This window comes from Pedobacter sp. GQ55 (genome assembly GCF_059758925.1).
Genome location: NZ_JCAXEI010000003.1, coordinates 833,411 through 856,447, shown reverse-complemented (window position 1 = coordinate 856,447; position 23,037 = coordinate 833,411). Strand labels below are relative to the sequence as shown.

Here is a 23,037-nt window from a genome sequence, read left to right as displayed (position 1 = left end):
TCTTTAATTTATTTTATATAACAGCCTGATATATTAAATGTTTGATTATAATATTTTGTATTTTGCATAATGAGTTTTTTAACTGCTGAGTGGCGAAAGCTGGCAATAGCTAATTATGCTATTGATAAGAATTTACTTATTCCTTATTTGCCGGCTGGCACAGAGCTGGATTTATGGAACGATACCTGTTATGTCAGCTTAATTGGTTTTCTGTTTAAAAACACAAAGCTGTTGGGTTTCAGTATTCCCTTTCATGCAAACTTCGAAGAGGTAAACCTTCGGTTCTATGTCAAGTATAACGATAAGGGAGTGGTAAAAAGAGGTGTAGTATTTATTAAGGAGATCGTACCAAAGTTTGCATTATCTATAGTAGCTAATGCCATTTATAATGAAAACTATGAGGCAATGCCAATGAGCCATAGTTTAAAGGAAAATGAAGAAGATCGCTATGTAGAATATAAGTGGCGGTATAACAATCAATGGCAAAGTTTCAGTATAACGGCAAACAAGGCCCTTTCAGAAATCCAGCCGGAAAGCGAAACTGAGTTTATTACAGGGCACTACTGGGGATACGCAAGATATAGTACAGAAAAAACTAACGAATACGAGGTGAAACATCCTAAATGGGCCCAATACAAGGTGAAAAACTTTAATATCGCTGTTGATTTTGGATTGGTATACGGACAAAATTTTAGCTTTCTTACCCAGCAGCAACCTGTATCGGTAATGCTCGCCGAGGGATCTGATATTTCTGTTGAACGAAACAATACCATACGCATTTAAGTACTTATTATTATTGCACTTGCGGATCATATTCCAGTGGAAGCTGATCTGCTATACGTTTACGCCCCCAAAAGCCCTGTATCAATATGTTTTTGTATCCTGCGTAGCTACCTTTACCATCAATCTGGGCATCAAGTTGTAACACAGATCCTGTTTTGTCCATCTCTCTGGTTTCAACGCTTCTTTTTGAAGGTTCAAGAGATGAAACCCTCTTTTTGTCATACACTGTATAAAGTCGCTTTTTATATTTAAAAGTGATAAGATTACTGTCTACATGTTCAATAAGCTGTTCCGTGTATACTGGATTTGGATCGATCATTAATGGGAAATCGAAGTTTTTTATAATATGTGTAAGGAAGCCCTCCTCCTGGGTTTTGTTTTTATAAAGCGCCCTTAAATAGTGCATGAGCGACCCTTCATATGCTATTTTTCTATTTGCTTTCCAGGTCTATTGTTCTTCATCAGAACCCTTAATATCTTCAAAAATAGATTCTCCATCATAAATGGTTACTTCTGCTGTTTTATTGTATTGAAATTTCCTCAGTAAATATTTAATGCGATATCCAAGTTTTCGGTTTTCTATGATGAGAAAATCAGATGAATTAGCTTTTAAGACAACCTTTTCTGTAGAGAAGTCAATGATGTCTGTATTCAATATTCTGCATTGTTTTGCGTTTTCAGATTCTCCCATGAAATATTTAGTAAATGTTTTTAGAAAATTCTTTCGCTGATTGTTATCGCCAATAACCACTTCATCTAAAATGATCTGTTTTTCCTCTAATGTGAAATTGAGTACAACCGATTTTTCTAAGACAACTGCATTTTGTTTGATCGAGCCATAACCGAGCATATTAACTACAACCTGATAAGTGCCGGGACTAATGCCGGAAAATTTAAATTCCCCGCTCGTATTAGTCATAGTTGATTTTTGAGATCCGTCAATGAATATGGTCGCAGCCTCAATTTGCTCAGCTTTAGCATTTGTCACTGTGCCTGATATGGTGAAAGTTTCCTGAGCATTTACACCAATACAAAGCATGGTGAATAGCATAAAAATGATTGTTTTTTTCATGAGCAGAGCAGTTAATTTGCGTGTTATTATATTTGAGATTCTTTTTTTGCCGTTATGATCACAATGTCACGTTCTATAAATTCGCCAAGATTGCCTTTAATATTCTCTTTTTCCTGAACGATTTTAGTAATAGAAAAGCCAGCTTTAATTAGTATTTCCGACACTGTTTCCTTGTCATATAGCTGAAACTTCCATTTTGTAAAAGGAAGTTTTTTCATGAAGTCTTTATCGGCAAATCCGACGCTAAAATTACCGTCGGGTTTTAGTACCCTGTAAATTTCTTTAGCGTAAAGATCAGGTGTTTCCCAAAAATAAATGGTGTTTACCGTGAAAATTTTATCAAATGAACTGCTTTGGAAATCAATGTCATGGCCATTAGATAATTCAAAGGAAACAACATTCTTATCAATGAACTCTTGATTTATTCTTGTTGCCTCCTCAATCATTGTTTCAGAGATGTCAATACCAAAATAATGGACTCCGGTTGAATTAGCGATTATAGAATTTATATGGCTTCCATTGCCCTGGCCGATTTCTAAAACATGCTCATTAGCCTTGATGTCCAGTTGCTGTATGGTTAAGGCAATCATATTTTTATTTGAACTAGCCATCCTTTCGCCAGTTTTTATTCCATTATCACCCTTTGGTGAGCTTAGTTGGCTAGCCATTTCTATTAAATCATCATCATTCCAGGTTGTGCTCATTGGTGTATTGTATTGGCTTAAGGGGTGTGACTATTCAAATAAGATTATCTATTTCTAAAAGTAGAGATATAAGGTCAGCTTACCAAGCAAGTATTTTGTAATTGAACAAATAAATCAAAACTATTAATCGTTTGTTATATTGGAGCGTATTTATAATTCCAGTTTAAATTTTGCGAAATACATGATTAAAGTTTTAATAACAAGAAAAATACCTCAGCGGGGAATTCAATTACTTGAAGAAGCGGGTTATACATTAACTATTTATACTGAAAAAAGATCCTTGCCACAGAAAGAGCTAATTGAGCTCTGCAAAAAAAACGATGCTCTGCTTAGTGCAGGATCTAACAAATTAAATGCCCATTTTTTTGAACAATGTAGTCACCTGCAAGCTGTAGCATTGATGAGTGTTGGGTATGATAACGTAGATGTTGAAGCAGCAATCTTTTATAAAATACCTGTTAGCAATACTCCTGATGTACTTAGTAATGCTACCTCAGATGTTGCCTTTCTCTTGATGCTAGCAGTATCCCGAAATGCCTTTCAGATGCACAAAAGGATTGAACGTGGTGGTTGGTCGTTTTTCGAGCCTACGGCAAATTTAGGAATAGAATTAAAAGGCAAAACACTTGGTGTTTTTGGTTTGGGAAGGATAGGGGTAGAGCTTGCTAAAAAGGCTAAGGCAGCATACGAGATGAATGTCATTTATCACAATAGAAACCGCAATACTGAAGCAGAGGGGATATTGGATGCAAAATATGTTTCCTTTGATCAGCTATTAGCCGAAAGTGATGTATTATCAGTTCATGCCAATCTCTCAAACGAAACCAAGAATTTATTCAATAAATCTGCATTCGAAAAGATGAAGCACAGTGCTTTGTTTATCAATACAGCCAGGGGAGGCTTACACAATGAAGCGGATCTGATTAACGCAATTCAAAATAAAACCATATGGGGAGCAGGATTGGATGTTACCAACCCCGAACCTATGGATAAGGATAATCCCTTGCTTAATTTACCGAATGTTTGTGTGCTGCCGCATATTGGTTCTGCAACGGAAGAAACCAGGGACAAAATGGCCGTAATGGCTGCAGAAAACCTAATTGCAGCATTGAGTAACAAAGTAATGCCACAGATCATTAATCACGAAGTTTACAACAGTAATCATTAAATTGCCACATAATTCAAAATTCATGAGAAACTTACTTTTAAAAACGATAGCTGTTTTGTTAATCTTTGTTGCTAATTCAACTATTTCTAAAGCACAACAAATCCCCTCTGGCCAGTTACAGAGTAACCCCTGGACTAAAAGTCAACTTATGGAGCCTTCTGTTTTAGCAAATATGATTGAAAAGGGACAAAAAATCCGTATTTATAACATCGGTGTTGTTGAGGATATAAAGGGTGCTACACATCTTGGGGCTGCCAGTGAGAAACAACATGTAGAAAAGCTAAGTAAAGTATTGAAAGGGCTTCCAAAAAATGAAATGATAGTGGTGTATTGTGGCTGCTGTCCAATGGATAAATGCCCTAATATCAGGCCTGCTTTTAAAGCGTTAATTGACCAAAAATTCACAAAAGCATACTTGTTAAACTTAACAGTTAACTTAAAAACGGAATGGATCAATAAAGGCTATCCGCTAGCCCAAGCCGGTAAATAAAAACCCTCCAAATATTTGCTATATTAGTTCTTAAAAAAAGAAAATGTCTCGAAAATTAGGTACGGCTTCTACGCTCTTCTTGTGCTTGATAACTTTGCTTGTTCAAGCCCAAACAGCAACATCACCAGTTGCTATCACTCCTGTCAACGCTTTATCGCATTACCTGAATAATGGTGATAACACCTACAAGTGGGAGGTAAAGGACGCTTATGATCTTGAGGATGTGAAAGTATACAGTATTCTGCTCACTTCGCAAAAGTGGCGAGAATATACCTGGACCCATCAGCTTAGCATAATTGTTCCAAAGGAAAATAAGTACGACGGAGCCTTGTTGTTTATTACAGGTGGAAGCATAAATAAAGAAGGTATGCCAAATTGGAGCGACAAAGGTGATGGCCTGGTTAAAAGTTTTAGTTCAATAGCAAAAGAAAACAAAGCCGTGGTTGCCATACTCAAACAGGCACCCAATCAACCTCTTTATAATAATCTAACGGAAGATGCTTTAATATCATATACACTTCATAACTACAAAAAAGACGGTGATTACAGTTGGCCATTGTTATTCCCAATGGTTAAATCTGCAAAAAGAGCAATGGATGCTGTTCAGGAATTTTCTAAACAAAAGCTACATCATAGTATTAATCGTTTTGTTGTATCCGGGGCATCAAAACGTGGTTGGACAACCTGGCTTACCGGAGCTTCTGATAAGAGGGTAACTGCAATTGCACCAATGGTAATCGATATGCTGAACATGCCGGTAAGTATGAACTATCAAATCAAGGTTTGGAAAGGTTATAGCATCCAGATAGAAGATTATGTTAAACTAGGCCTTGTACAGGACCTCGGTACCGGGAGCAGCAATGATCTGGCCACTATGATTGATCCTTATTCGTACCGAAAATCACTAACAATGCCTAAAATGATCGTAATGGGTACCAATGATGAATACTGGCCAATAGACAATATCAAAAATTATTACGACAGTATTCCCGGACAAAACTTAATTCATTATGTGCCAAATGTAGGTCATGGGCTTGGCGATGGTAAAGAGGCTATGACTACCCTAAGCTCGTTCTTTGGACTAACCATGTCAAAATCGCCTTATCCGGTTTGTATATGGAAATCTTCTCAAACTGATCAGGGAGTAAAAGTTAGCATCAAAACTACAGCAGATAAGTTAATTGATGTTACATTATGGCATGCTGATTCGCCCGATCTGGATTTTAGAAATGATAAATGGGAGGCTATAAAACTGAATGTTAAACCTAAATCAGAAATAAACACATTAGAGGTGTTTCCTGATTCAGGTTATAGGGCTTTTTATATTAATCTAAAGTACAAAGATTCTAAAGGTGGCGAGTATATTGAAAGTACAAGAGTGTTTATGACGGATAACAATAAACTTTTATAAATCGCCAACTTTCAATTAGTTGTTTTCTAGAAATGTAGTCAGTAAATTCTTTAAATAAAGTTCTGGTTTAGGCATTTTAACTACAGTGCCAGGTTCCTTGTCTTGATTTTGTTTGATATAATTGGCTTTAATTTTACCCCAATCTTTAGAGTAGAGCTTAATGAACATATCTACAAAATCTTTGTCTGTGTAATCTTTAGGAAGTTTACTCAATACTGCTTCAATTTTCTCTTCTTTTCTATGTAATACTGCCATGATGATTTTAATTAAGGCCGCTAAGTTATGGAAAATTAAATATGTAATAGCCCATAATCGCCAATAAGGAGGCTACAAGCGTATTAAGGAAATTTACCATATCATTACCCATGTAGTTTTTACGTTCAAAGGTAGCTCCAAGTATCGAATCTGTCAGATTGCCAAGTATTCCGGCACCGATCACAAAAAGACTTTTTTTATCAAACCCCGCATAAATCAAGGCTATTATAGACGCGCCGCATGCACCTATTAACGTTCCTTCTAAACTTACAACCCCATCCAAACCATTAGGCTCTCTTTTAAAGGTTAGGATGTTATAAAATCTACGCCCGTACACCATTCCCAGTTCAGAAGACAGGGTGTCGGCAAGGGCAGATGCAAGACTGGCAGCTGCCATTAAAATATATAGATCTGAATGATGAGGGTCAACAATTGCCAAAATACCTGTTAACCCGGCAACTCCTCCATTTGCAAATACTTGTCCGGCATTTCTCCCATTATTATCCAGAATTTCTGGATGGTATTTTGCCTTAAGTTGCTTTTTGTGAGCTGTAGCCAATACCCCAAGAATAAAAAAGGTAACAAGCATTAACATCCCGGTTTCTCCTATACCTGCAAATACAAAGAAGCCAATTAGCCCCGCAGTAAGTGCTGCAGAGCGTGTTAATTTTTTTGCCCAAACACATATCGCCATCATTGCAATAAGCAGTATAACAGTAACCAATAAAGTGGGGAGGGATGATATAGACATATTTAGGCTAAACCGAAGTTTAAAATAGTTGTAATGTAACGGTGGGCTCTACCGAGGATGAGCCAGGTTTGGTATTGGGCTTGGTCTTATATTTATCAATCCAGGGAATATAATCTTCGGGTTTAATTGGTTCCTTTAATAATCCAGAACCGAATTGCATTTGCGAAACTCTTGCTTCAATTATTTGCCTGTATTTTTGTAGTAGGTGTTGTATTTGCTGTTGGATTTTGTTTTTCGGTTTGATCCGGATGTTTTTGTTTACAGGGTTTAAGAGCTGAATAGTTATCTCTTTACTGAAATAGGCCAATGCAGATTCAATTCTATCCTGCAATACTTGTTGATCTTTAAAACCTGCTTGCTTGTGTAACTGCTTTACCTGGGTTTGAAACTTGTCAGACAAGGCCATAAGGTCTTTAACTGATTTATTCAATTGTGCCAGCAAAGATTTAAATTCAGGTAGGTGCGATTTAACGATCTCGGAGTTCGAACTGATCATTTCCAATCCGCTAAGCACGCGGTTCAGCGAAAAATGGTTTAATACTACCTGAAGAATAAACCTTTCCTGCTCCGCAATTAAAATGTGCGCTAAGTCATCTTCATCAGTGGGCTTCATGTAATTGATCACCTCAGTATTTGACCTTAAACTTTCAGTACTAATCTTCGATTTTAAAATAAGTCCGTTTAGCGTTCTAACACGGCTCAGAGCAACATAAACCTGACCGGCAACAAATGATTTTCCTGCGTCAATTATTGCATTGTCGAATGTTAATCCCTGACTTTTATGAATTGTAACAGCCCAGGCCAATTTAATTGGATATTGAGAAAACTCGCCAACTTGCTGTTGTACAATGGCTTGTTCGGGGTCAGCTTTGTATTCAAAAGATTGCCACGACGATTTTTCCAGCAACAAATCAACTTCCTGCGGAAAACAGATGTAGATCTCACCATCTTTAACAGATTTTACCTTCCCGATCTTTCCGTTATAGAATTTCCGATTATCGCCGGTGTCATTTTTTATAAACATGATCTGGGCACCTTCTTTAAGTTTTAGTGTCTGTTCTGCCTGTAAGCCCAGATCTCTGAACTCCCCGCTTACCTCTCCCTCAAAAGTATACTCCTCACCGGTTAACTCATCTAGCTTTTCTTTGTTAATTGTATTTGCCTCAGCATTATGAGAGGTAATGATAATGGGATTTAAGTCATCCGTAGAACTGAATTGAGGGTCGTATCTTTTGTTTAACAGATTCAAACTACTTTCGCTAATCTGATTGTTTCTGATGTCATTCAGGATATTAATGAATTCAGGTTCAGTTTGTCGGAATACCGTCGTAAGCTCTATTTGTAAAAGTGGGTTTCTGCGTACTACAAGTGCATCAAAGAAATAAGGCGACGGGTATGCTCTGCTTAGAAATGCCCAATCTTCTCTTTTGGTAACTGGTGGTAGTTGATACAAATCTCCAATTAGCAGGAGTTGAACACCACCAAAAGGCATGGTATTTTTTCTAACCGATCTTAGTATCGCATCAATCACATCAAGTAAGTCGCAACGTACCATCGAAACCTCATCAATAACAAGCAGTTCCAGTTCATTAAACAGATTTGTTTTGTCTCTGGTATAGCTTAAATCAGACAGCATAGATTGAATAGAAAGTATTCCCGATTGTAGGTTCTCCAAACTAATATCACCCGGGAAAAACGAGCCAGGAGGTAATTGAAAAAAGGAATTGATTGTCGTTCCTTTTGCATTCATTGCTGCAACCCCGGTAGGAGCAACCACGGCCATTTTTTTTGAGCTCATCTCCTTAATCCGCTTAAGCAGGGTTGTTTTTCCCGTTCCAGCCTTTCCTGTCAGAAAAATATTCTGATTGGTATAGTCAATAAAAGATAAAACCCTGTCGAAAATTGAATTAGAAGAACCGCCATTACTCATGCAGCAAATTTAACTGAAATTTTCTCCTGTTCCGAGAATTGTTGAAATGTATTGCTTAATCCATCTTCAAAAAATATTATCTTTCCGTTGATTTTAACGCCTTAATTTTTTCATATGAATTTTCCACATTCAAGTGATTCATTTCTCAGGTTCGGGATGCCTGTATTGTTTGTTTTTTTATTTGTTCATTCTGGCTATGCTCAGGAAACAGGACCTTCAAAAATGAAGGTTTTGAACGGGATAACAAGTTTAAACAAGACTGGATCGGATCAAACAGACACCTGGATAGATTTCAAACATATTGATGGCGCATTTACTGTGAAAATGCCCTTGCAACCACAAGAGGTAAAGAAAGAAATTGCAAATAATACCCACCCTGGCTATCCACCATATTTAATTAATCTTTATGTAGCTGTTGATAGTGTAAACCTTGTCAGTTATCTGGTAAGGTACAATGATTATCCTGCTGGTCTATACCTTGCAGATAAATCGTTGGCTTTAAATTCTGTGATAAAAGAGTTAGAAAGTAAAGGCAAAATTATCAAAGAGCCAAGTGTGGTTTTCAAGGATGGTTATGAAGGCCGAAAAGTAGATTTATCTATAGCCGAAACCTATATGCAAATTCAGGTTTATGCAAGGGGTAATCGCATTTATCTGTTAATGAAACAGAATGTAAATAGTGTTCAGGCAGCAGTCGAGGATCAATTTTTCGATTCATTCCATTTTGAAAAGTACGCTCTCAACAAAGGAGTCAACTTCTCCGTAGGGAATATTGATTTGATAATGCCAGAAAAACCGTTTAAATCAATTGATGTTAAGGATGAAGACAACTCATTTTTAAAAGAAGATAGTATTTATTATGCCACCAATAAGAATTCTGGAGGCGTGTATGCAATAGAAGCGGGGGAGTTGTCCAAATATGCAAGAATCAAAGAGTTGGATAGTATATATACTAAAGTTCTGGCCAGCGTAAAATCAAGAGGAGATAGTGTTTATAAATTTACAGACTTCCAAATTGGCAATATTAAGGGCAAGGAATATTATAGTGTAAATAAAATTGCCGGAACAGAGAAAAGAAATAGAATCTGGATTAACAATGATCAATTTTATTTTCAGACTGCAAATGCAGTTAATGAAGAGATTTCAAGTAGCGAGGTGAATGATTTTTTCAACTCAGTTAAAATTAAACCGGGAGGTAAGTTGTTTGATCTCAAAGCGTCTAAAGCCGCATTAATTGTGGGAGATCTGAAGAGCAAAGATACCTTAGTTTCTAACGCAGCTTACAATGCCTTAACAACCTACGAATTCGAAAAAAATGAGTTACCGCTTATTTACTCGGCATTAAAAAATAAATACACTAATGATACTGCGCGAAACGGAATCAGAGCTTTGTTAATCAGAAGCTTAATTTCTACTAACGACGAATATACTGTTGCTAATCTAAAAGGAGTGTTTGGCGATAAAAGCAATGCCGATTTGATTAGAGCTAGTGTACTGTCATATATCACCGACATAGATAAGAATAGTTACGATTGGTATTTTAATTCTCTATTAACTAATAAGCCACTCCAGCTTGAAAATTATTGGCCGGTGTTTTCTCCTTTAAGAGATTCTTTATCTTACAGTGCTGAACATATAGATAAATTAGTTGGTTTGCTTGATGTTAACGTGTATAGAGATGATGTTCTTAGTGTTCTTTCGAACATGACCTATGCTGAAGATAAAACCAGATATACAACCTTAATTCAAGGTCATAAGCAACCAATAAGTGCTAAAGCTTTGGAAGATTTGGATTTGTTTTTGAAGGAGTATGGTACAGACAATCAAAAAGAAATTCCTTCAAAATTGTATAGCTATTTAAATATCCTGCCTGCTTTAGATTTGCCCAAATTAACCGACGAGTTCACAAATAAATTACTCTCAGTGGACTCAATTTCATATGTTCATCGTCTTTGTATGATTGCGCGGATTAAGACTGGTTTGGTGTTAGATAAAGAAAAACTTAATTCGCAACTGGATAGTCTTTATTCTCGTTATGATATTATGAAAGCTTTTAATGAAGTGGGTAATCTTAAAGCTGTACCTCCGAAGTATAAGAAACATGAAGAATTCGCCAAATTGCTATTATACAATTATGTTGCTGAGGATTACGACTATCCGGAATCTATCCAACTTATAGGATCCACAAAAGAAACCAGTGGAACTTATTATGTTCTTGATTTTTCTTATACAGAAGAAGGAGTTAAAAAAGAGTATGTTGGGGTTGTTGGTCCCTTTGATAATCAAGTTGATGAACTAAAGTTTGAAAGTTATAACAGCTTTACAAACTATGAACCTAAAAAGGAAGATTGGCAATCACAATCAAAAGAACTGATAGCAGAATTAAATAAAATTAAATGAAACAATTTCTATTAATAGCACTAATTTCAATATCAATTACTTCATGTAATTACGCACAGCAGCCTGCAAATGCTGATTCAGAATTTCCGGATAAAATTGACAGTTATGAGGACTGGAAAAAAGAAGCGCAAACTAATATCAGGTTAAATCCCAAGTTTGGGAATGCTATTAAAACGGAGTCTCAAAAAGAAGCAGATCAACAGCTTATAGATGATTACCTGAAGCAACAGGGCAACCACCATAAAGCATCAGAGGTAATCATAAAATTAGGCTTTGATTATCTTTATAAAGGGGATACCAAAACAGCAATGTACAGGTTTAATCAGGCATGGTTACTGGAACCTAAAAATGAAAATGTATTCTGGGGATTTTCTGCTGTTTATTTTACACTAGGAGATCATCAAAAGGCGATGGAACAATTGAATGAGGGACTTGTTTTGAATCCGAGTAGCTCAAACTTACTTACCGATAAGGCCACAATCTATTACGCCAAATTTCCTGTAAGTAAGGATCAAAAGGATCTGTCTGCCGCTATTGATTTATTAAATCAGTCGTATAAGATAGATGCTAAAAATCAAAATACTTTATTTAAGTTATCAGTAGTCTATTTTATGAAGCAGGATTGTAAGAATGCACTTAGGTATTATAATGAATGTAAGGCACTCGGGGGAAGGCCAATCACCAAAGAATTTACTGAAGCAATTCAAAAGCAATGTCCGTAATATCTGGTCATTTTTTCTAAATTTAGACACCTAAACCAATTTAACCATGAAATTTATTTACTCCATTATGGGTGTTTTGCTTACTGCTATGTTAAGTACAGCTCAGGCACAGCAAAAAGAAACCCCCAATAAGAATGCCAAGAACAAGGTAATTGTAGCTTATGTTACGTCTTGGGGGAAGGCTTTACCCGATCCTAAACTTGTCACACATATCAATTATGCTTTTGGCCATGTAAATAAAACATTTGATGGCGTTACTATCGAGAATGAAGATCGTTTGAAAGATATTGTTGAATTAAAATCTAAATACCCAAAGCTTAAAGTATTGCTGTCTATTGGTGGATGGAAAAGTGGTAGATTTAGTGAAATGGCTGCATCTGAGGAAAACAGAAGTAAATTTGTTGATGATTGCCAACGAGTAGTAAACACTTTTAACTTAGATGGAATAGATATAGACTGGGAATATCCGACAAGTTCCGAAGCTGGGATATCTTCCTCCCCAGATGATACCAAAAACTATACTTTACTGATGTCTCAGATCAGAAATAAAATTGGTCAGAAAAAATTACTGACATTGGCGTCTGTATCAAATGCAAAATATATCGATTTTAAGGCGATTGCACCAATTGTAGATTTCGTGAATGTGATGACGTATGACATGGGGACCCCTCCAAATCATCATGCGGGCCTCTACCATTCAGAATATACCAAAGATATCAGTGTGGATGAAGGAGTGACTGCACATTTAAATGCAGGCATACCTGCCAATAAGTTGGTTCTTGGAATTCCGTTTTATGGGCATGGTAAAGGGGATATTGCCTGGTATATCGACTATAAAGACATCGTAAAACTAAATGGCTATACAAAAAAATGGGATGATGTGGCTAAAGCTCCTTATTTAGTAAATGATGCAGGAGAATTTGTATTAACCTATGAAACGCCGCAGTCCATCGCTATAAAATGCACTTATTTGCTTAAAAAGGGAATGCTTGGTGCGATGTATTGGGACTACACCGCAGATACAGAAGACGGGGAGTTGCGAAAAGCGGTGTACTCCGGCGTTTATAGCAAATAGTAAACAATCAGTTCAATTCATGATCAGCGTAGTGCACCATAGCTTTGCATATAAAAGCAGTAAATTCAGCGTCAGTTTTTTCGTTAACAGCGGTAAATCTTTCGTCAGTTAAATACAATTTACCAAGCCCCTTATATGCTTCTGCTTGCTTATCGGTGGCATTGTATGTCCCCCACAGCTTGCGCGTATTTAAATAATGCTCATGAATTAATTGCTGCACATTTGGAGCAGTATGATTCTGATCTTTAAGCAGAGAAAGTTCCTTTGCCAGCTCTTTTTGCCTATTAACCAGTCCCTTCATTTCATCTTTGCTTAAAGTTTTAAGATGATCTTCAGCTTTGGCTACTGCCTCGTTTCCATATGCTTTAATTGCTTGTGTCCTGTATTCCATTGCCTCCTCAGCAGACAGGCCATCATAAAGTTCGTCCGTGTTTAACATGATGTTGTTTTTTAGTGAGTAAATAGTATTGTCAACAGTTTTTAATAGCTTGTGAATCCTTGTTTTCTTTAATTGCAATAACTTCTTGTGGCCTTCCAATGCCCTGATCAGGTTAAAATCCGGATCGTCCAAAATGTGGATGATCTCCTTTAACGGGAAATCCAGTTCTTTGTAAAACAATATCTGTTGCAATCTCAATAGTTCTTTTTCCTGGTATAGTCGGTACCTTGAATCTGTTCTGATGGCTGGTTTTAATAGCCCCAGTTTATCATAAAGATGAAGTGTTTTTATACTGACACCTGTCAGGCTAGCAAGTTGATTTACAGTGTATGTTGTGCTCATATTACTGATGCTATTTAAAATAATATTACAAATGTAGGCTATGACCCAAGGTAAGAGTCAAGAACTATTTTCACTTTTTTTGCACCATATTGGATTTACCTGTTTAGTAATAAGAAAAACAACATATGAATTCAACCGGATTGCAGCAAATATCGATACACAGTAAGTGGCCGAAGCAAGTAGGTTTTATGAAAAGATACCTGGATTAGAATGCTGAGGGATCATGAAGATTCCTGCACACCATAGTTGCCTATTACTTCTCTTTTTCCAGAAGACCGGCAAGTTCTGTGGATTTGTTAAACTGTGGGTTGTGATCTGCTTTAAATATCAGGTATTTATAACCTCTTTCTTTGGCCCGTTCACCATATGCATAAAAGCCGTCTTTTTCAGGTTTTGTACCTTCTTCCACAGTTAATATGTATGTCGCAGGCAATTTTAAAGCCATAGGGTTTTTTCTTGAAACAGGTTGAGTAAAGGTTTTGACAGACTGGGGTACATCTTTTGGAAGTGCCTGATTTGGCTTAACCCATTGGGGAACCATAAAACCATTTGTTGATGCCAACCCAATATCGCTAGTGCCATTTTTTTTGGAAGTAGCTAAACTTTCTCCATCATCGGGCAAAATTGCATCGAGAAAAACCAGCTTTTTAATTCGGTCCGGAATACTATCTGCAACTCCGGTAATTACCATACCCCCATAACTGTGACCAACTAAAATAACATTGTGTATGTTTTCATAAAGAATGAGATTAACCACATCCTTGATGTGGGTATTCAGATCAATGTCAGGAGAACTCAAGTGGACACGTTCACCCTGACCGGTTAAACTTGGCCTGTAAACAATGTTGCCGTGATTGGACATTATTTCATCAACATTTTTAAAAGCCCAGCTACCTCCCCATGCTCCGTGAACGATTACATATACAGGTTTTTCTTGAGCAGTGGTATTACTTGTTATTAATACACATAAAAAACAAGCAATTATTAGGACTGGATTTTTTAAGAATAAGATCATAATATGGGTATTGGTTTATTGTTAAAGTATAGAACGTGCTCTGTACGCTGTATCGGTTTAAATATAGCAATACTTATTTTTAATTAAGTGACTTCTAATCTTAGCGAATTAAAAAACAGATTATGCATTAAAAGTATGGAAACTATATTCATTATGCATCTGATTTTTAAAGAGCATACCATTATGAACAATAGAATCAAAGATGCGAGGTTAAGTTTTACTTGTCACCAGAATTGGGATACAATGAAACCGAATGGAGAAGGACGTTTTTGCGATACTTGCGAAAAGAAAGTCTACGATCTAACTGATAAAAACGTAGCTTATTTCATGCAGATCCTGCATGAAAACAATAACAGTGTTTGCGGTCGATTTACAAAGGACCAAATGTCTAAATCTACGCCCGTAAATAATTCATATTGGAAAAAATGGACAATTACTGCTATGGTATTTCTTGGCTTCGGTACTACAGCCCAAAAAACAAATGCACAGGAAGCTGTTCAAGATAAAACACTTCCAAAAACTACAGAACCAAGTTGCGATAGCAATTCTTTCACGCTTGGCATGATTATACCTCCTTTGGATCATGAAGAAATGAGATCTCTTTACAAATATCTTATTAAAAATTGTAATGTCCCGGTTTCAACCAATGGTCGTTTAATCGCGTCATTTAAATTAACCGCGGATGGACGGTTCACCAACATCGCAATCAGCGAACAATTAGATAAAAGCGCTCGCGCAGAGGTTGAAAGGCTATTAAAAGCCGCTCCTAAATGGAAGAAAAAGGATTTGGGTTATTTTCATTCAATATCCATCACATTTAAGGACGGCAAGATTTTGCCTGAATATTAATGTAACGCCATGCAACATTTGTAATATGGTAGTGTCTTATAGGCATTAACCGCTTTAAATGAAACATTCCATATTTCTGTTTTTCTTACTTTTATATACCCTGTCGTCTCAGGCTCAAGATCCTTCAGTGCAAAAGAAATTGCAGGCCGTAAGAACTACCGAAATCCCAAAAATAGATGGTATTCTCGATGATCACTGTTGGATAGATGTTCCTATCGCTACTGATTTTTTTGAAATCAGACCTGTACCAGGCAGAGTAGAAGGAAAGGAGAAGCGTACAGAAATGAAGGTATTGTATGATGATGCTGCAGTCTATGTTTATGCGCGGATGTACGATCATCCTGATAGTGTTTCTCATGAACTGGTTTCCAGAGATAATATTGGCAATGCCGATTTTATCTCCATAATTTTCGATCCTTTTTACGACAAGATGAATGGCAACGGTTTTTTTGTTACCGCTGCGGGAGTTCAGTTTGATGCCAAATACTCGCAAATTGGAGATGAAGATGAGAACTGGAATGCCGTTTGGGAAAGTGCAGTTAAAATCGACGACAAAGGCTGGACTGCCGAGATGAAAATTCCTTATTCTGCCTTGCGTTTTTCTGCCAAAGACATTCAAAACTGGGGATTAAACTTCAGTCGCCGAATCCAGCGCACAAACGTTCAAACCTTTTGGAATTATGTTAATCCCAATGTAAACGGTTTTATCAACCAGGAGGGTCTTTGGATGGGAGTTAAGGACATAAAACCACCACTACGTTTATCATTTTCACCTTACTTGTCTGCGTATGTAAACCATTATCCTGCTAATATTCCAGGTATAAAAAATACAACCGCCCGTTTCAATGGCGGTATGGATGTTAAGTATGGCATTAACAACAGCTTTACCTTAGATATGACGTTAGTACCGGATTTTGGTCAGGTGCAGTCCGATAACCGAATTCTGAACCTAACACCATTTGAAGTTAAGTTTAATGAAAACCGACAATTTTTTACAGAAGGAACTGAACTGTTTAATAAGGGTGATCTGTTTTATTCAAAGCGCATTGGCTCTATTCCAAAATACTATAATCGCGCTGATATAACCAGCTCCCAAACGATCATTAAAGATCAAAGTGAAGCCAAAGTGCTAAATGCCACAAAGGTTTCTGGTAGAACAGCAAAGGGTCTTGGTATAGGTGTTTTTAATGCTATAACTAAAGCTATGCAAACCGAGGTTGAAGACCAGCAAGGGAACATAAGAGAAATTGAAACTCAACCACTAACCAATTATAACATTCTGGTACTGGATCAGTCTTTAAAAAACAACAGTTCGGCAACTTTTATCAATACCAATGTTTTAAGGCAAGGCTCTGCCTACGATGCTAATGTTAGTGCTTTATTGTTTAACCTCAATGATAAAAAGAATGTTTACTTCTTCAATGGGGCAGGTAAAATGAGCTATCTAAAAGGGACCACCAGCAGAACAGGTTTTAATTACGAATTTAAAGGTGGTAAGCAAAGCGGAAATTTTAGATGGAGTTATAATCAGGTATATGCTGATGATAAGTTTGATAAATCCGATATGGGTTTTTTTACCAATAATAATTTTTTGGACCAGTTTGTAAGGTTTGGATATAACAACTATAAGCCAACCTCATGGTACAATCAATTAGAAAGCTGGTTAAATTTTGAATATTCACGGCGTGTTAATCCTGGCGATTATCAGCGTTTTGGTATTGTTACGGGAGCTTGGGTACAATTTAAAAGCATCTGGTCGGTTGAAGTGGATTTAGACTATGGGCCAGAGGGAAACGATTTTTATGAAGCCCGAAACGGTCAATTATACAGAACACCTGCCAGGTTTGGGGCATCTGTTTACATAAATCCAAATAATGCAAAGGCCTATAACTTTGGAGGAAATGTAAAGTATTTCAAAAAAGAGCTTTTCAATGGAAGGGAGTACAATTTCTATTTTTTCCAGAACTTGAGATTAAATGACAGGATCGCTTTTGGCCTTGATTTGAATTTTAATCCAAACTACAATTATGTCAGCTGGATAAAAGCGCAAGGCGATCAGGCAATTTTTTCCCGATATAACCGGAACACAGTAGAAAATTCATTTGATGCAAAATATTCTTTCAGCAATAAGATGGGAGTGTCTGTTGTACTGAGGCACTATTGGAGTGACAGGAGAAATAAGGAATTTTATCTGTTAAAGAGTAAGGGGACGCTGGCTGCTTATCAGGGTGCTCCACTTACTGCCATGGATAGGAATTACAATGTTTTTAATGTCGATTTAATCTATGTTTGGCAGTTCGCACCCGGCAGTGAACTGACCTTATCATATAAGCAAGCTGCCGAAACCAATGATGATTTTTATACTAAACGCTATAACAGAAATCTTGAGGATATTCTCTCTGCGCCGCAAAATACAAGTTTGTCTGTAAAGGTTTTATATTACATTGATTATTTAAATCTTCGAAAGAAAGGGAAATAAATTGGTGTCAAAAGCTAGCTAGAGGTTATTGTTTTGCTAATTTTGATCCTATGGTGAACCTATCTGAAGAACAAATTTTTTCCTTTAACCGGTTAATGTCCGGCTGGGTTGCAGAGAACATACACTTAACTAAGGCCTTGGTTCGTTTTGATAGCCTGATTGTATTGGATGGTTCAGCCCTGAATTTTGATTTTAATGGGCTCTCTCAGGATTACCAAAAGAAATTTATACTGAATAATTTCGAATTGTATTGTACTTCTTTGTTTTTGGCTATTAAACCAAGAATGAAGGTGTTCGTGAAAAATGAAGGCTTTCGTGCTTTTGGCTTTCATTGCATTTTTGTTTTAGGGAATTTGCGTCACGAAAGAAATGAAAAGGTGTCAACCTTTTAAAAATCCCGAATAGAATTGACCTGGAGATCAAATGTATTTTGTTGTTTACAAAGGAAGTTTTGGGCTATTATTTGTGTATTATTAGATACACACAAATGTAACCACTATGAAAAAGCTTCTCATGGTTGTACTGGCTAGCTATGCCATCACAGCCCGTGCCCAGGTGCACGAATCCCAAAACTTTCTTTACCTCAATTCCGACTCCGTAATCTATGCCAAAAGGATCATGTTTCGGCCCGATTTTTCTGGATTTTGGCAGCTACGGGCCGATTCCCGAAGAATTTCGCCCGAAAAAGTGAAATTCTTTAGTAACGAAAATGGTTTCTTCGCCAATACCAGGAGAATCACTTTCGGACGAACTGCTGAATTTGCCGAGCGTATTGCAGAGGGAAAAATCAACATTTTTCAAGAAATACCTTATGATGAATTTCTATACGATAGAGCATACAGATATGGAGGCAGGCCTGAGCCTGTTGTTAACCTTAGAATGTATTACAACAAAGGATTCAACAATTTGAAAAAAGTAAATTATCAAAATCTGAAAAACGACATGGCTGATAATGCGGAAAGTATAGATATGTTGGCCGGCTACAGAAGAAGTATGAATACCAGCAAAATATTATATGCTGCTGCCGGAGCATCATTTGTGGCTGGTATTGTTTCTTTTTTGGTAAAGGGTAACGATATGCAAAGACGATCACATACTGGATTTGGTCAGAGCAGTATGAACACCAAAAGTCCCAGTGTTACAGGTACTTTACTGTTCTGGGGGCTTGCTACCGGTCTTGGAGTAGGAGGGTTTGTTGTACAGACATCTGGATCCAGGCATCTTGAAAGCGCTGTGGATGTTTATAATAGATAGTCTTCTACTTATCCATGAATGTTGGTATATTTAAGGAAATAAACCGAACCTCAACTATCTCAAAACTAAATGGAAAGAAGAAAGTTCCTTCAACTGGGGGTGGGTTTAACAGCTGCAAGCCTTTTTACACCTGCATTTGTTAAATCCAACCCTTTAATCATAACAAACAAGTTACCACTCTGGCGTGGCTTTAACCTGTTAGAGAAATTTAACGCAGACCATAACCAGCCTTTTAAGAAAGAAGATTTTCAAATGATGGCCAAATGGGGCTTTAACTTTGCCCGTTTACCTATGTCCTATCACTGCTGGTCAAAACCTGATAATTGGCTGCAAATGGACGAAAATGTTTTGAAAGAAATAGACAAGGCAATTGCATATGGAATTAAATACAAGATTCATGTTAACCTTAACCTGCATCGCGTCCCGGGTTAATGTGTTAATCCGCCGGCAGAACCACTTAATTTATGGAAAGATGAAAAGGCTTTAGAAGCTGCGGCCTTCCATTGGCAAACCCTGGCTAAACGATACAAAGGAATCAATAGTAAGAAATTGAGCTTCGATCTGATCAATGAACCCTCAAATGTTGATGAGCCGGATTATGTGAGGGTAGTTACACGAATTGTTAATGGCATACGGCAAGAAGATCCTGATAGACTAATTGTTATCGATGGACTCCATTATGGAACTAAACCCGTATTTGGGGCAGCCGACTTAAGTGTTGGACAAAGTACCAGGGGATACGGACCTATGCAGGTAAGTCATTATAAAGCATCCTGGGTTAAAGCTGATTGGGCTGTTCCAACCTGGCCTTTAAATCCAGAGGGCAACGACAAGTGGGATAAAGATCGGTTAAAACTGGAAATATTTGATCCCTGGAAAAAACTAATGGATCAGGGCGTAGGAGTGCATGTTGGTGAATGGGGGGCATACCAACATACACCTCATGATGTTTCGCTTGCATGGATGAAAGACAACCTGGAAATTTGGAAGGAAAACGGTTGGGGCTGGTCGCTATGGAATTTGCGTGGTAGTTTTGGTATTCTTGACAGCGAGCGGCAGGATGTAGAATATGAAGATTATAATGGCCATAAACTAGATCGTAAAATGCTTAAACTGCTTCAGCAGTATTAAGGCTGATATTTCCAGTCCAGATGAGCCTTGTAAGGTAACTTATGACCTGCTATCATGTCTTTGATATCCTGTTCCAATTTCTTACTGATTTTTGGAATAAATACAACATGCTCATTGTTAAATCTGATAAGAAAATGTGTTTGAAGTTCAGTGATTAATACTATTGCAGCGAACATGAAGTTGGAGTCTCCGGCTTTGTCCTCGAAATGCAAGTGATCATCTTTGATCTCAAATTGTACAGTATTATTAATTCTTCGTGCGTAGTTATTAGTTATACTTTTTGAGAAAATTCGTTTGTAATAAGATTTCTGTAAAACAAAGACCCTTATAAAATACGTTACACCAACAAAAATCAAAAACCCGAGAAGTGTTAATGCTTTTTCATAATAAGCTAATACACCGAAAATTATAAGAAAGATGAAAGGTACATAGGGGATTAAGCTTCGTGCCTTTTTTGGATTAGTAGTATAATCATAAGTCATTAACTTAAGCAAATCGTCATATGTGATCTTATACGTATACATCGGTTGATTTTATTTTGCACTAAATGTACACGATTATAAAACAGATTCCTTAATATACCTGGCTTTATAATCCAATGGAGATAAGCCAGTTATTTTTTTGAAAACTCCTCTAAATGCCTTGTCATCTGAATAACCAACTTCATTCATAACCTCATAAACCGTCTTTTTTCCTTTTTCCAGTGTGCTTTTCGCAACCTCCACTTTTACCCGCTGCAAATATTCCACAGGAGTATTACCTACAGCTTTAATGAATCGTCTGTCAAAATTTCTTCGGCTGATGGCAAGCTTTGATGCAAGTTCCTCAAAGGAAATTTTCTCACTTAAATTTTCTTCTATATAACTTTGTGCTTTACTAATCAGTTCATCGCCATGGTTTTTTTGGGTTCTGAAAATGTGAAAAGGCGACTGTGATGATCTTTCAATGTCAATTTGAAAAATCTTTGAGCAGATAATAGCTACCTCTCTGTTAAAATACTCACCAACCAGAAAAAGTATCAAGTTCAAAAATGAATATCCGCCACCGTTGGTATATATTCCTCGATCAGCGGTAATCAGCTTATCTATTTGAAGATTAATATTTGGAAACAACCGTCTAAAATCAGGTGCCAAATTCCAATGCGTGCAGCAACTCTTGCCATCCAGTAAGCCTGTGGCTGCGAGCAAAAATGCTCCGGAACACATCGAGGCGACTTCCGTACCGCCCATATACTGCTGTTTTATCCACGCAATTAGAGAATCATTGTTTTCTAGCAGATCAATATCATAAGAAACAGAGGGGATGATCAGCAGATCGGTTTTTTCTATATCATTAATATTTATAGGTTTGATAGAAAAGAAACCGGCATCTACCTTTAACTCTGGCACAAAACTGGCTATCCTTACTTCCATCATGGGCTTATTACCCATTTTTTGCCAAATGTCATTTGCACGCGTTAGTATTTCAAATGAACCGGTTATGCTACTCAGGTTAATGTCTCCTTCAGGGACAACTATAGTCACTAGCTTCATGGTAAAAGTTTTTATTAAAGATACCAGATTCAGATCTTAATTTAAATGCTTTAATAATTCTTTAAAATCAGGCTTGTCGAAAACAAACTCAAGCTCTCTATGCTGCGGCGAATAGTTTACCACAATAGGAAATTCTTTTATTTTGTTTATATCGACCATCAATGTAAAGGGAAAGAGTTTGCCGGAGGGATTGCTAAAAAGATTCTCAAATACTGCAATGCCGCGCTCTAGATCAACTAAGTGAATAGTGAAAGATTTTCTTTGACTGGTATAATCTTCTATTTTAAAAAACTTATAAGAGTTTTTGCCTGTTTTGTTGACGGCATCCAAAAAAGAAATACCTCTTTCCATACCTTGTTGGATTACAGTACTATCATTAAGTGACACTCTCGTATAGCTCCACTCGGATGGAGCATACACATAATATTTACCTTTGTATAATTTAAGTGCGCACCAATTACGCGGGATTCCGGTTAAGTCAATCTGCTTAAAAGGCTTTTTATGAATGTTTAGCCTTTCCATACTTTCTTTGTAATCTTTGTTGCTCATGGCATAGCTTAGATCTGCTATTTTTTCATAATACTTTGAGTCCGAAGAAGGATCAATATATATAGCGTGTCCCTCTTGATTTCTGGGTTTTAGAAAGGTTGTATCTTGCTTCTGAGCAAAAGTAGACGTGGAGAACATACAAAGCGATACGAGAAAGGGAAGCTTCATGAGTTAATGTAAATTAATTAGATTTAGCTGTTAATACGCCAGCAAACGACCGCAGGCAATAATCGCCACCCACACTGTTATCGAAACAAGAGCTGATATTTTTGTTGAAAACGGAAGTTTCTGGGTTTGACTGCCAAAATTAGGTTTGAATAAGAGCTTGTGAAATACCAATACATTAAGGGCTGCAATTACCAGCAGAGCCATTTTTAGCCAGAAGGTTGGGTCTATGCCCAGGGTGTTTGAATTGGTCATGAATAATAATATTCCAGAAGGGATAACCAACAGCAATGCTCTTTTAGACCAGGGAAGCAAATGGCGGGATAAGCCGATTATGGGAAGACTTTTTGAAAAACCCAGCAACCGCAGGTCGAACATAAATGCAGCACCCACTAAAATTACAATTCCAGTGATGTGTACAATTTCTAAAGCCGGGTACAACCATAGGGATTGACGAATAGTGGCCGCTAAGGCTGTATTTTCTAGCCAGCTGAGCAAATCAGATATAAACGAAGGCACAG

At 37.1% G+C, this 23,037-nt stretch carries 23 protein-coding genes and 1 pseudogene; 12 read left to right on the top strand and 12 right to left on the bottom strand.

All coding sequences use genetic code 11. From position 1 onward, the window contains the following. The first annotated feature begins 69 nt into the window (after positions 1-69). Positions 70-783: a YqjF family protein gene (locus tag AC6CH7_RS12730; RefSeq protein WP_498263081.1), complete on the top strand. Its 714-nt coding sequence runs from the start codon at positions 70-72 to the stop codon at positions 781-783. Positions 784-793: 10 nt separating this feature from the next. Here the strand turns inward: AC6CH7_RS12730 and AC6CH7_RS12725 are convergent, their stop codons facing one another. The 3 genes from AC6CH7_RS12725 to AC6CH7_RS12715 are packed head-to-tail and all read right to left on the bottom strand — an operon-like array spanning position 794 to position 2,559. Then, positions 794-1,189 carry a hypothetical protein gene (locus tag AC6CH7_RS12725; RefSeq protein WP_498263080.1) on the bottom strand — a complete coding sequence of 132 codons (396 nt, stop codon included), beginning with the start codon at positions 1,187-1,189 and terminating at the stop codon, positions 794-796. Positions 1,190-1,231: 42 nt separating this feature from the next. Next, the gene (locus AC6CH7_RS12720; protein ID WP_498263079.1) at positions 1,232-1,855 is read right to left on the bottom strand and encodes a carboxypeptidase-like regulatory domain-containing protein; all 624 of its coding nucleotides are present in this window, start codon (positions 1,853-1,855) and stop codon (positions 1,232-1,234) included. Positions 1,856-1,881: 26 nt separating this feature from the next. After that, entirely contained in the window at positions 1,882-2,559 is a 678-nt protein-coding gene (locus tag AC6CH7_RS12715; RefSeq protein ID WP_498263078.1) for a class I SAM-dependent methyltransferase, read from the bottom strand. A 181-nt stretch (positions 2,560-2,740) separates the two neighbouring features. Here AC6CH7_RS12715 and AC6CH7_RS12710 point away from each other — a divergent pair, with 181 nt between their 5' ends. From AC6CH7_RS12710 to AC6CH7_RS12700, 3 genes are read left to right on the top strand one after another with little or no spacing between them, the layout of a single operon-like run. Continuing rightward, complete coding sequence (locus AC6CH7_RS12710) at positions 2,741-3,727, top strand: 2-hydroxyacid dehydrogenase (RefSeq protein WP_498263077.1); 987 nt, start codon at positions 2,741-2,743, stop codon at positions 3,725-3,727. A gap of 22 nt (positions 3,728-3,749) precedes the next feature. Beyond that, positions 3,750-4,217, top strand: coding sequence for a rhodanese-like domain-containing protein (locus AC6CH7_RS12705; RefSeq protein WP_498263076.1), 468 nt, complete (start codon positions 3,750-3,752; stop codon positions 4,215-4,217). A 43-nt stretch (positions 4,218-4,260) separates the two neighbouring features. Next, the gene (locus AC6CH7_RS12700; protein WP_498263075.1) at positions 4,261-5,628 is read left to right on the top strand and encodes a PhoPQ-activated pathogenicity-related family protein; all 1,368 of its coding nucleotides are present in this window, start codon (positions 4,261-4,263) and stop codon (positions 5,626-5,628) included. 15 nt (positions 5,629-5,643) lie between these two features. Here AC6CH7_RS12700 and AC6CH7_RS12695 read toward each other — a convergent pair whose 3' ends face one another. From AC6CH7_RS12695 to AC6CH7_RS12685, 3 genes are read right to left on the bottom strand one after another with little or no spacing between them, the layout of a single operon-like run. Then, a complete protein-coding gene (locus AC6CH7_RS12695; RefSeq protein WP_172662490.1) occupies positions 5,644-5,883 on the bottom strand; it encodes a hypothetical protein in 240 nt (79 codons plus the stop codon). A 25-nt stretch (positions 5,884-5,908) separates the two neighbouring features. Further along, positions 5,909-6,634, bottom strand: coding sequence for a DUF92 domain-containing protein (locus AC6CH7_RS12690; RefSeq protein ID WP_498263074.1), 726 nt, complete (start codon positions 6,632-6,634; stop codon positions 5,909-5,911). Between the two features lie 19 nt (positions 6,635-6,653). Further along, a complete protein-coding gene (locus tag AC6CH7_RS12685) occupies positions 6,654-8,564 on the bottom strand; it encodes an ATP-dependent DNA helicase (RefSeq protein WP_498263073.1) in 1,911 nt (636 codons plus the stop codon). A gap of 114 nt (positions 8,565-8,678) precedes the next feature. On the opposite strand from AC6CH7_RS12685, the gene AC6CH7_RS12680 reads away from it, so the two are divergent. From AC6CH7_RS12680 to AC6CH7_RS12670, 3 genes are read left to right on the top strand one after another with little or no spacing between them, the layout of a single operon-like run. After that, a complete protein-coding gene (locus AC6CH7_RS12680) occupies positions 8,679-10,964 on the top strand; it encodes a hypothetical protein (protein WP_498263072.1) in 2,286 nt (761 codons plus the stop codon). Continuing rightward, positions 10,961-11,686 (top strand): tetratricopeptide repeat protein, encoded by a 726-nt coding sequence (locus tag AC6CH7_RS12675; RefSeq protein WP_498263071.1) that lies wholly within the window; start codon positions 10,961-10,963, stop codon positions 11,684-11,686. Before AC6CH7_RS12680 ends, AC6CH7_RS12675 begins: the two co-directional genes overlap by 4 nt. A 46-nt stretch (positions 11,687-11,732) precedes the next feature. Then, positions 11,733-12,761 carry a glycoside hydrolase family 18 protein gene (locus AC6CH7_RS12670; RefSeq protein ID WP_498263070.1) on the top strand — a complete coding sequence of 343 codons (1,029 nt, stop codon included), beginning with the start codon at positions 11,733-11,735 and terminating at the stop codon, positions 12,759-12,761. Between the two features lie 7 nt (positions 12,762-12,768). Here the strand turns inward: AC6CH7_RS12670 and AC6CH7_RS12665 are convergent, their stop codons facing one another. Beyond that, positions 12,769-13,542, bottom strand: a complete 774-nt coding sequence (locus tag AC6CH7_RS12665; RefSeq protein ID WP_498263069.1) for a MerR family transcriptional regulator — start codon at positions 13,540-13,542, stop codon at positions 12,769-12,771. Between the two features lie 253 nt (positions 13,543-13,795). Then, positions 13,796-14,557: an alpha/beta hydrolase gene (locus AC6CH7_RS12660; protein ID WP_498263068.1), complete on the bottom strand. Its 762-nt coding sequence runs from the start codon at positions 14,555-14,557 to the stop codon at positions 13,796-13,798. Between the two features lie 135 nt (positions 14,558-14,692). On the opposite strand from AC6CH7_RS12660, the gene AC6CH7_RS12655 reads away from it, so the two are divergent. The 5 genes and pseudogenes from AC6CH7_RS12655 (at position 14,693) to AC6CH7_RS12635 (ending at position 20,270) form a co-directional block, all read left to right on the top strand. Continuing rightward, entirely contained in the window at positions 14,693-15,406 is a 714-nt protein-coding gene (locus AC6CH7_RS12655) for a hypothetical protein (protein WP_498263067.1), read from the top strand. 58 nt (positions 15,407-15,464) lie between these two features. Then, positions 15,465-17,885, top strand: coding sequence for a DUF5916 domain-containing protein (locus tag AC6CH7_RS12650; protein WP_498263066.1), 2,421 nt, complete (start codon positions 15,465-15,467; stop codon positions 17,883-17,885). A 50-nt stretch (positions 17,886-17,935) separates the two neighbouring features. Next, complete coding sequence (locus AC6CH7_RS12645) at positions 17,936-18,277, top strand: hypothetical protein (protein WP_498263065.1); 342 nt, start codon at positions 17,936-17,938, stop codon at positions 18,275-18,277. A 106-nt stretch (positions 18,278-18,383) separates the two neighbouring features. Continuing rightward, on the top strand, positions 18,384-19,139 hold the full coding sequence (locus tag AC6CH7_RS12640; RefSeq protein ID WP_498263064.1) for a hypothetical protein: 756 nt from the start codon (positions 18,384-18,386) through the stop codon (positions 19,137-19,139). 69 nt (positions 19,140-19,208) lie between these two features. Continuing rightward, positions 19,209-20,270 (top strand): annotated as a pseudogene (locus AC6CH7_RS12635) (glycoside hydrolase family 5 protein). Here the strand turns inward: AC6CH7_RS12635 and AC6CH7_RS12630 are convergent. From AC6CH7_RS12630 to AC6CH7_RS12615, 4 genes are read right to left on the bottom strand one after another with little or no spacing between them, the layout of a single operon-like run. Further along, on the bottom strand, positions 20,267-20,794 hold the full coding sequence (locus AC6CH7_RS12630) for a hypothetical protein (protein WP_498263063.1): 528 nt from the start codon (positions 20,792-20,794) through the stop codon (positions 20,267-20,269). The pseudogene AC6CH7_RS12635 and the gene AC6CH7_RS12630 sit on opposite strands and share 4 nt — an antisense overlap. 33 nt (positions 20,795-20,827) lie before the next feature. Beyond that, positions 20,828-21,802 (bottom strand): GlxA family transcriptional regulator, encoded by a 975-nt coding sequence (locus AC6CH7_RS12625; RefSeq protein ID WP_498263062.1) that lies wholly within the window; start codon positions 21,800-21,802, stop codon positions 20,828-20,830. Between the two features lie 36 nt (positions 21,803-21,838). Continuing rightward, positions 21,839-22,519, bottom strand: coding sequence for a hypothetical protein (locus AC6CH7_RS12620; RefSeq protein WP_498263061.1), 681 nt, complete (start codon positions 22,517-22,519; stop codon positions 21,839-21,841). Between the two features lie 30 nt (positions 22,520-22,549). Then, complete coding sequence (locus AC6CH7_RS12615; protein ID WP_498263060.1) at positions 22,550-23,035, bottom strand: DUF6644 family protein; 486 nt, start codon at positions 23,033-23,035, stop codon at positions 22,550-22,552. Positions 23,036-23,037: the final 2 nt, after the last annotated feature.

What these genes read in the sequence shown, in the direction of transcription:
- AC6CH7_RS12730 (WP_498263081.1), top strand. Translation starts at nt 70, where the DNA reads ATGAGTTTTTTAACTGCTGAGTGGCGAAAGCTGGCAATAGCTAATTAT.
- AC6CH7_RS12725 (WP_498263080.1), bottom strand. Translation starts at nt 1,189, where the DNA reads ATGCACTATTTAAGGGCGCTTTATAAAAACAAAACCCAGGAGGAGGGC.
- AC6CH7_RS12720 (WP_498263079.1), bottom strand. Translation starts at nt 1,855, where the DNA reads ATGAAAAAAACAATCATTTTTATGCTATTCACCATGCTTTGTATTGGT.
- AC6CH7_RS12715 (WP_498263078.1), bottom strand. Translation starts at nt 2,559, where the DNA reads ATGAGCACAACCTGGAATGATGATGATTTAATAGAAATGGCTAGCCAA.
- AC6CH7_RS12710 (WP_498263077.1), top strand. Translation starts at nt 2,741, where the DNA reads ATGATTAAAGTTTTAATAACAAGAAAAATACCTCAGCGGGGAATTCAA.
- AC6CH7_RS12705 (WP_498263076.1), top strand. Translation starts at nt 3,750, where the DNA reads ATGAGAAACTTACTTTTAAAAACGATAGCTGTTTTGTTAATCTTTGTT.
- AC6CH7_RS12700 (WP_498263075.1), top strand. Translation starts at nt 4,261, where the DNA reads ATGTCTCGAAAATTAGGTACGGCTTCTACGCTCTTCTTGTGCTTGATA.
- AC6CH7_RS12695 (WP_172662490.1), bottom strand. Translation starts at nt 5,883, where the DNA reads ATGGCAGTATTACATAGAAAAGAAGAGAAAATTGAAGCAGTATTGAGT.
- AC6CH7_RS12690 (WP_498263074.1), bottom strand. Translation starts at nt 6,634, where the DNA reads ATGTCTATATCATCCCTCCCCACTTTATTGGTTACTGTTATACTGCTT.
- AC6CH7_RS12685 (WP_498263073.1), bottom strand. Translation starts at nt 8,564, where the DNA reads ATGAGTAATGGCGGTTCTTCTAATTCAATTTTCGACAGGGTTTTATCT.
- AC6CH7_RS12680 (WP_498263072.1), top strand. Translation starts at nt 8,679, where the DNA reads ATGAATTTTCCACATTCAAGTGATTCATTTCTCAGGTTCGGGATGCCT.
- AC6CH7_RS12675 (WP_498263071.1), top strand. Translation starts at nt 10,961, where the DNA reads ATGAAACAATTTCTATTAATAGCACTAATTTCAATATCAATTACTTCA.
- AC6CH7_RS12670 (WP_498263070.1), top strand. Translation starts at nt 11,733, where the DNA reads ATGAAATTTATTTACTCCATTATGGGTGTTTTGCTTACTGCTATGTTA.
- AC6CH7_RS12665 (WP_498263069.1), bottom strand. Translation starts at nt 13,542, where the DNA reads ATGAGCACAACATACACTGTAAATCAACTTGCTAGCCTGACAGGTGTC.
- AC6CH7_RS12660 (WP_498263068.1), bottom strand. Translation starts at nt 14,557, where the DNA reads ATGATCTTATTCTTAAAAAATCCAGTCCTAATAATTGCTTGTTTTTTA.
- AC6CH7_RS12655 (WP_498263067.1), top strand. Translation starts at nt 14,693, where the DNA reads ATGGAAACTATATTCATTATGCATCTGATTTTTAAAGAGCATACCATT.
- AC6CH7_RS12650 (WP_498263066.1), top strand. Translation starts at nt 15,465, where the DNA reads ATGAAACATTCCATATTTCTGTTTTTCTTACTTTTATATACCCTGTCG.
- AC6CH7_RS12645 (WP_498263065.1), top strand. Translation starts at nt 17,936, where the DNA reads ATGGTGAACCTATCTGAAGAACAAATTTTTTCCTTTAACCGGTTAATG.
- AC6CH7_RS12640 (WP_498263064.1), top strand. Translation starts at nt 18,384, where the DNA reads ATGAAAAAGCTTCTCATGGTTGTACTGGCTAGCTATGCCATCACAGCC.
- AC6CH7_RS12630 (WP_498263063.1), bottom strand. Translation starts at nt 20,794, where the DNA reads ATGTATACGTATAAGATCACATATGACGATTTGCTTAAGTTAATGACT.
- AC6CH7_RS12625 (WP_498263062.1), bottom strand. Translation starts at nt 21,802, where the DNA reads ATGAAGCTAGTGACTATAGTTGTCCCTGAAGGAGACATTAACCTGAGT.
- AC6CH7_RS12620 (WP_498263061.1), bottom strand. Translation starts at nt 22,519, where the DNA reads ATGAAGCTTCCCTTTCTCGTATCGCTTTGTATGTTCTCCACGTCTACT.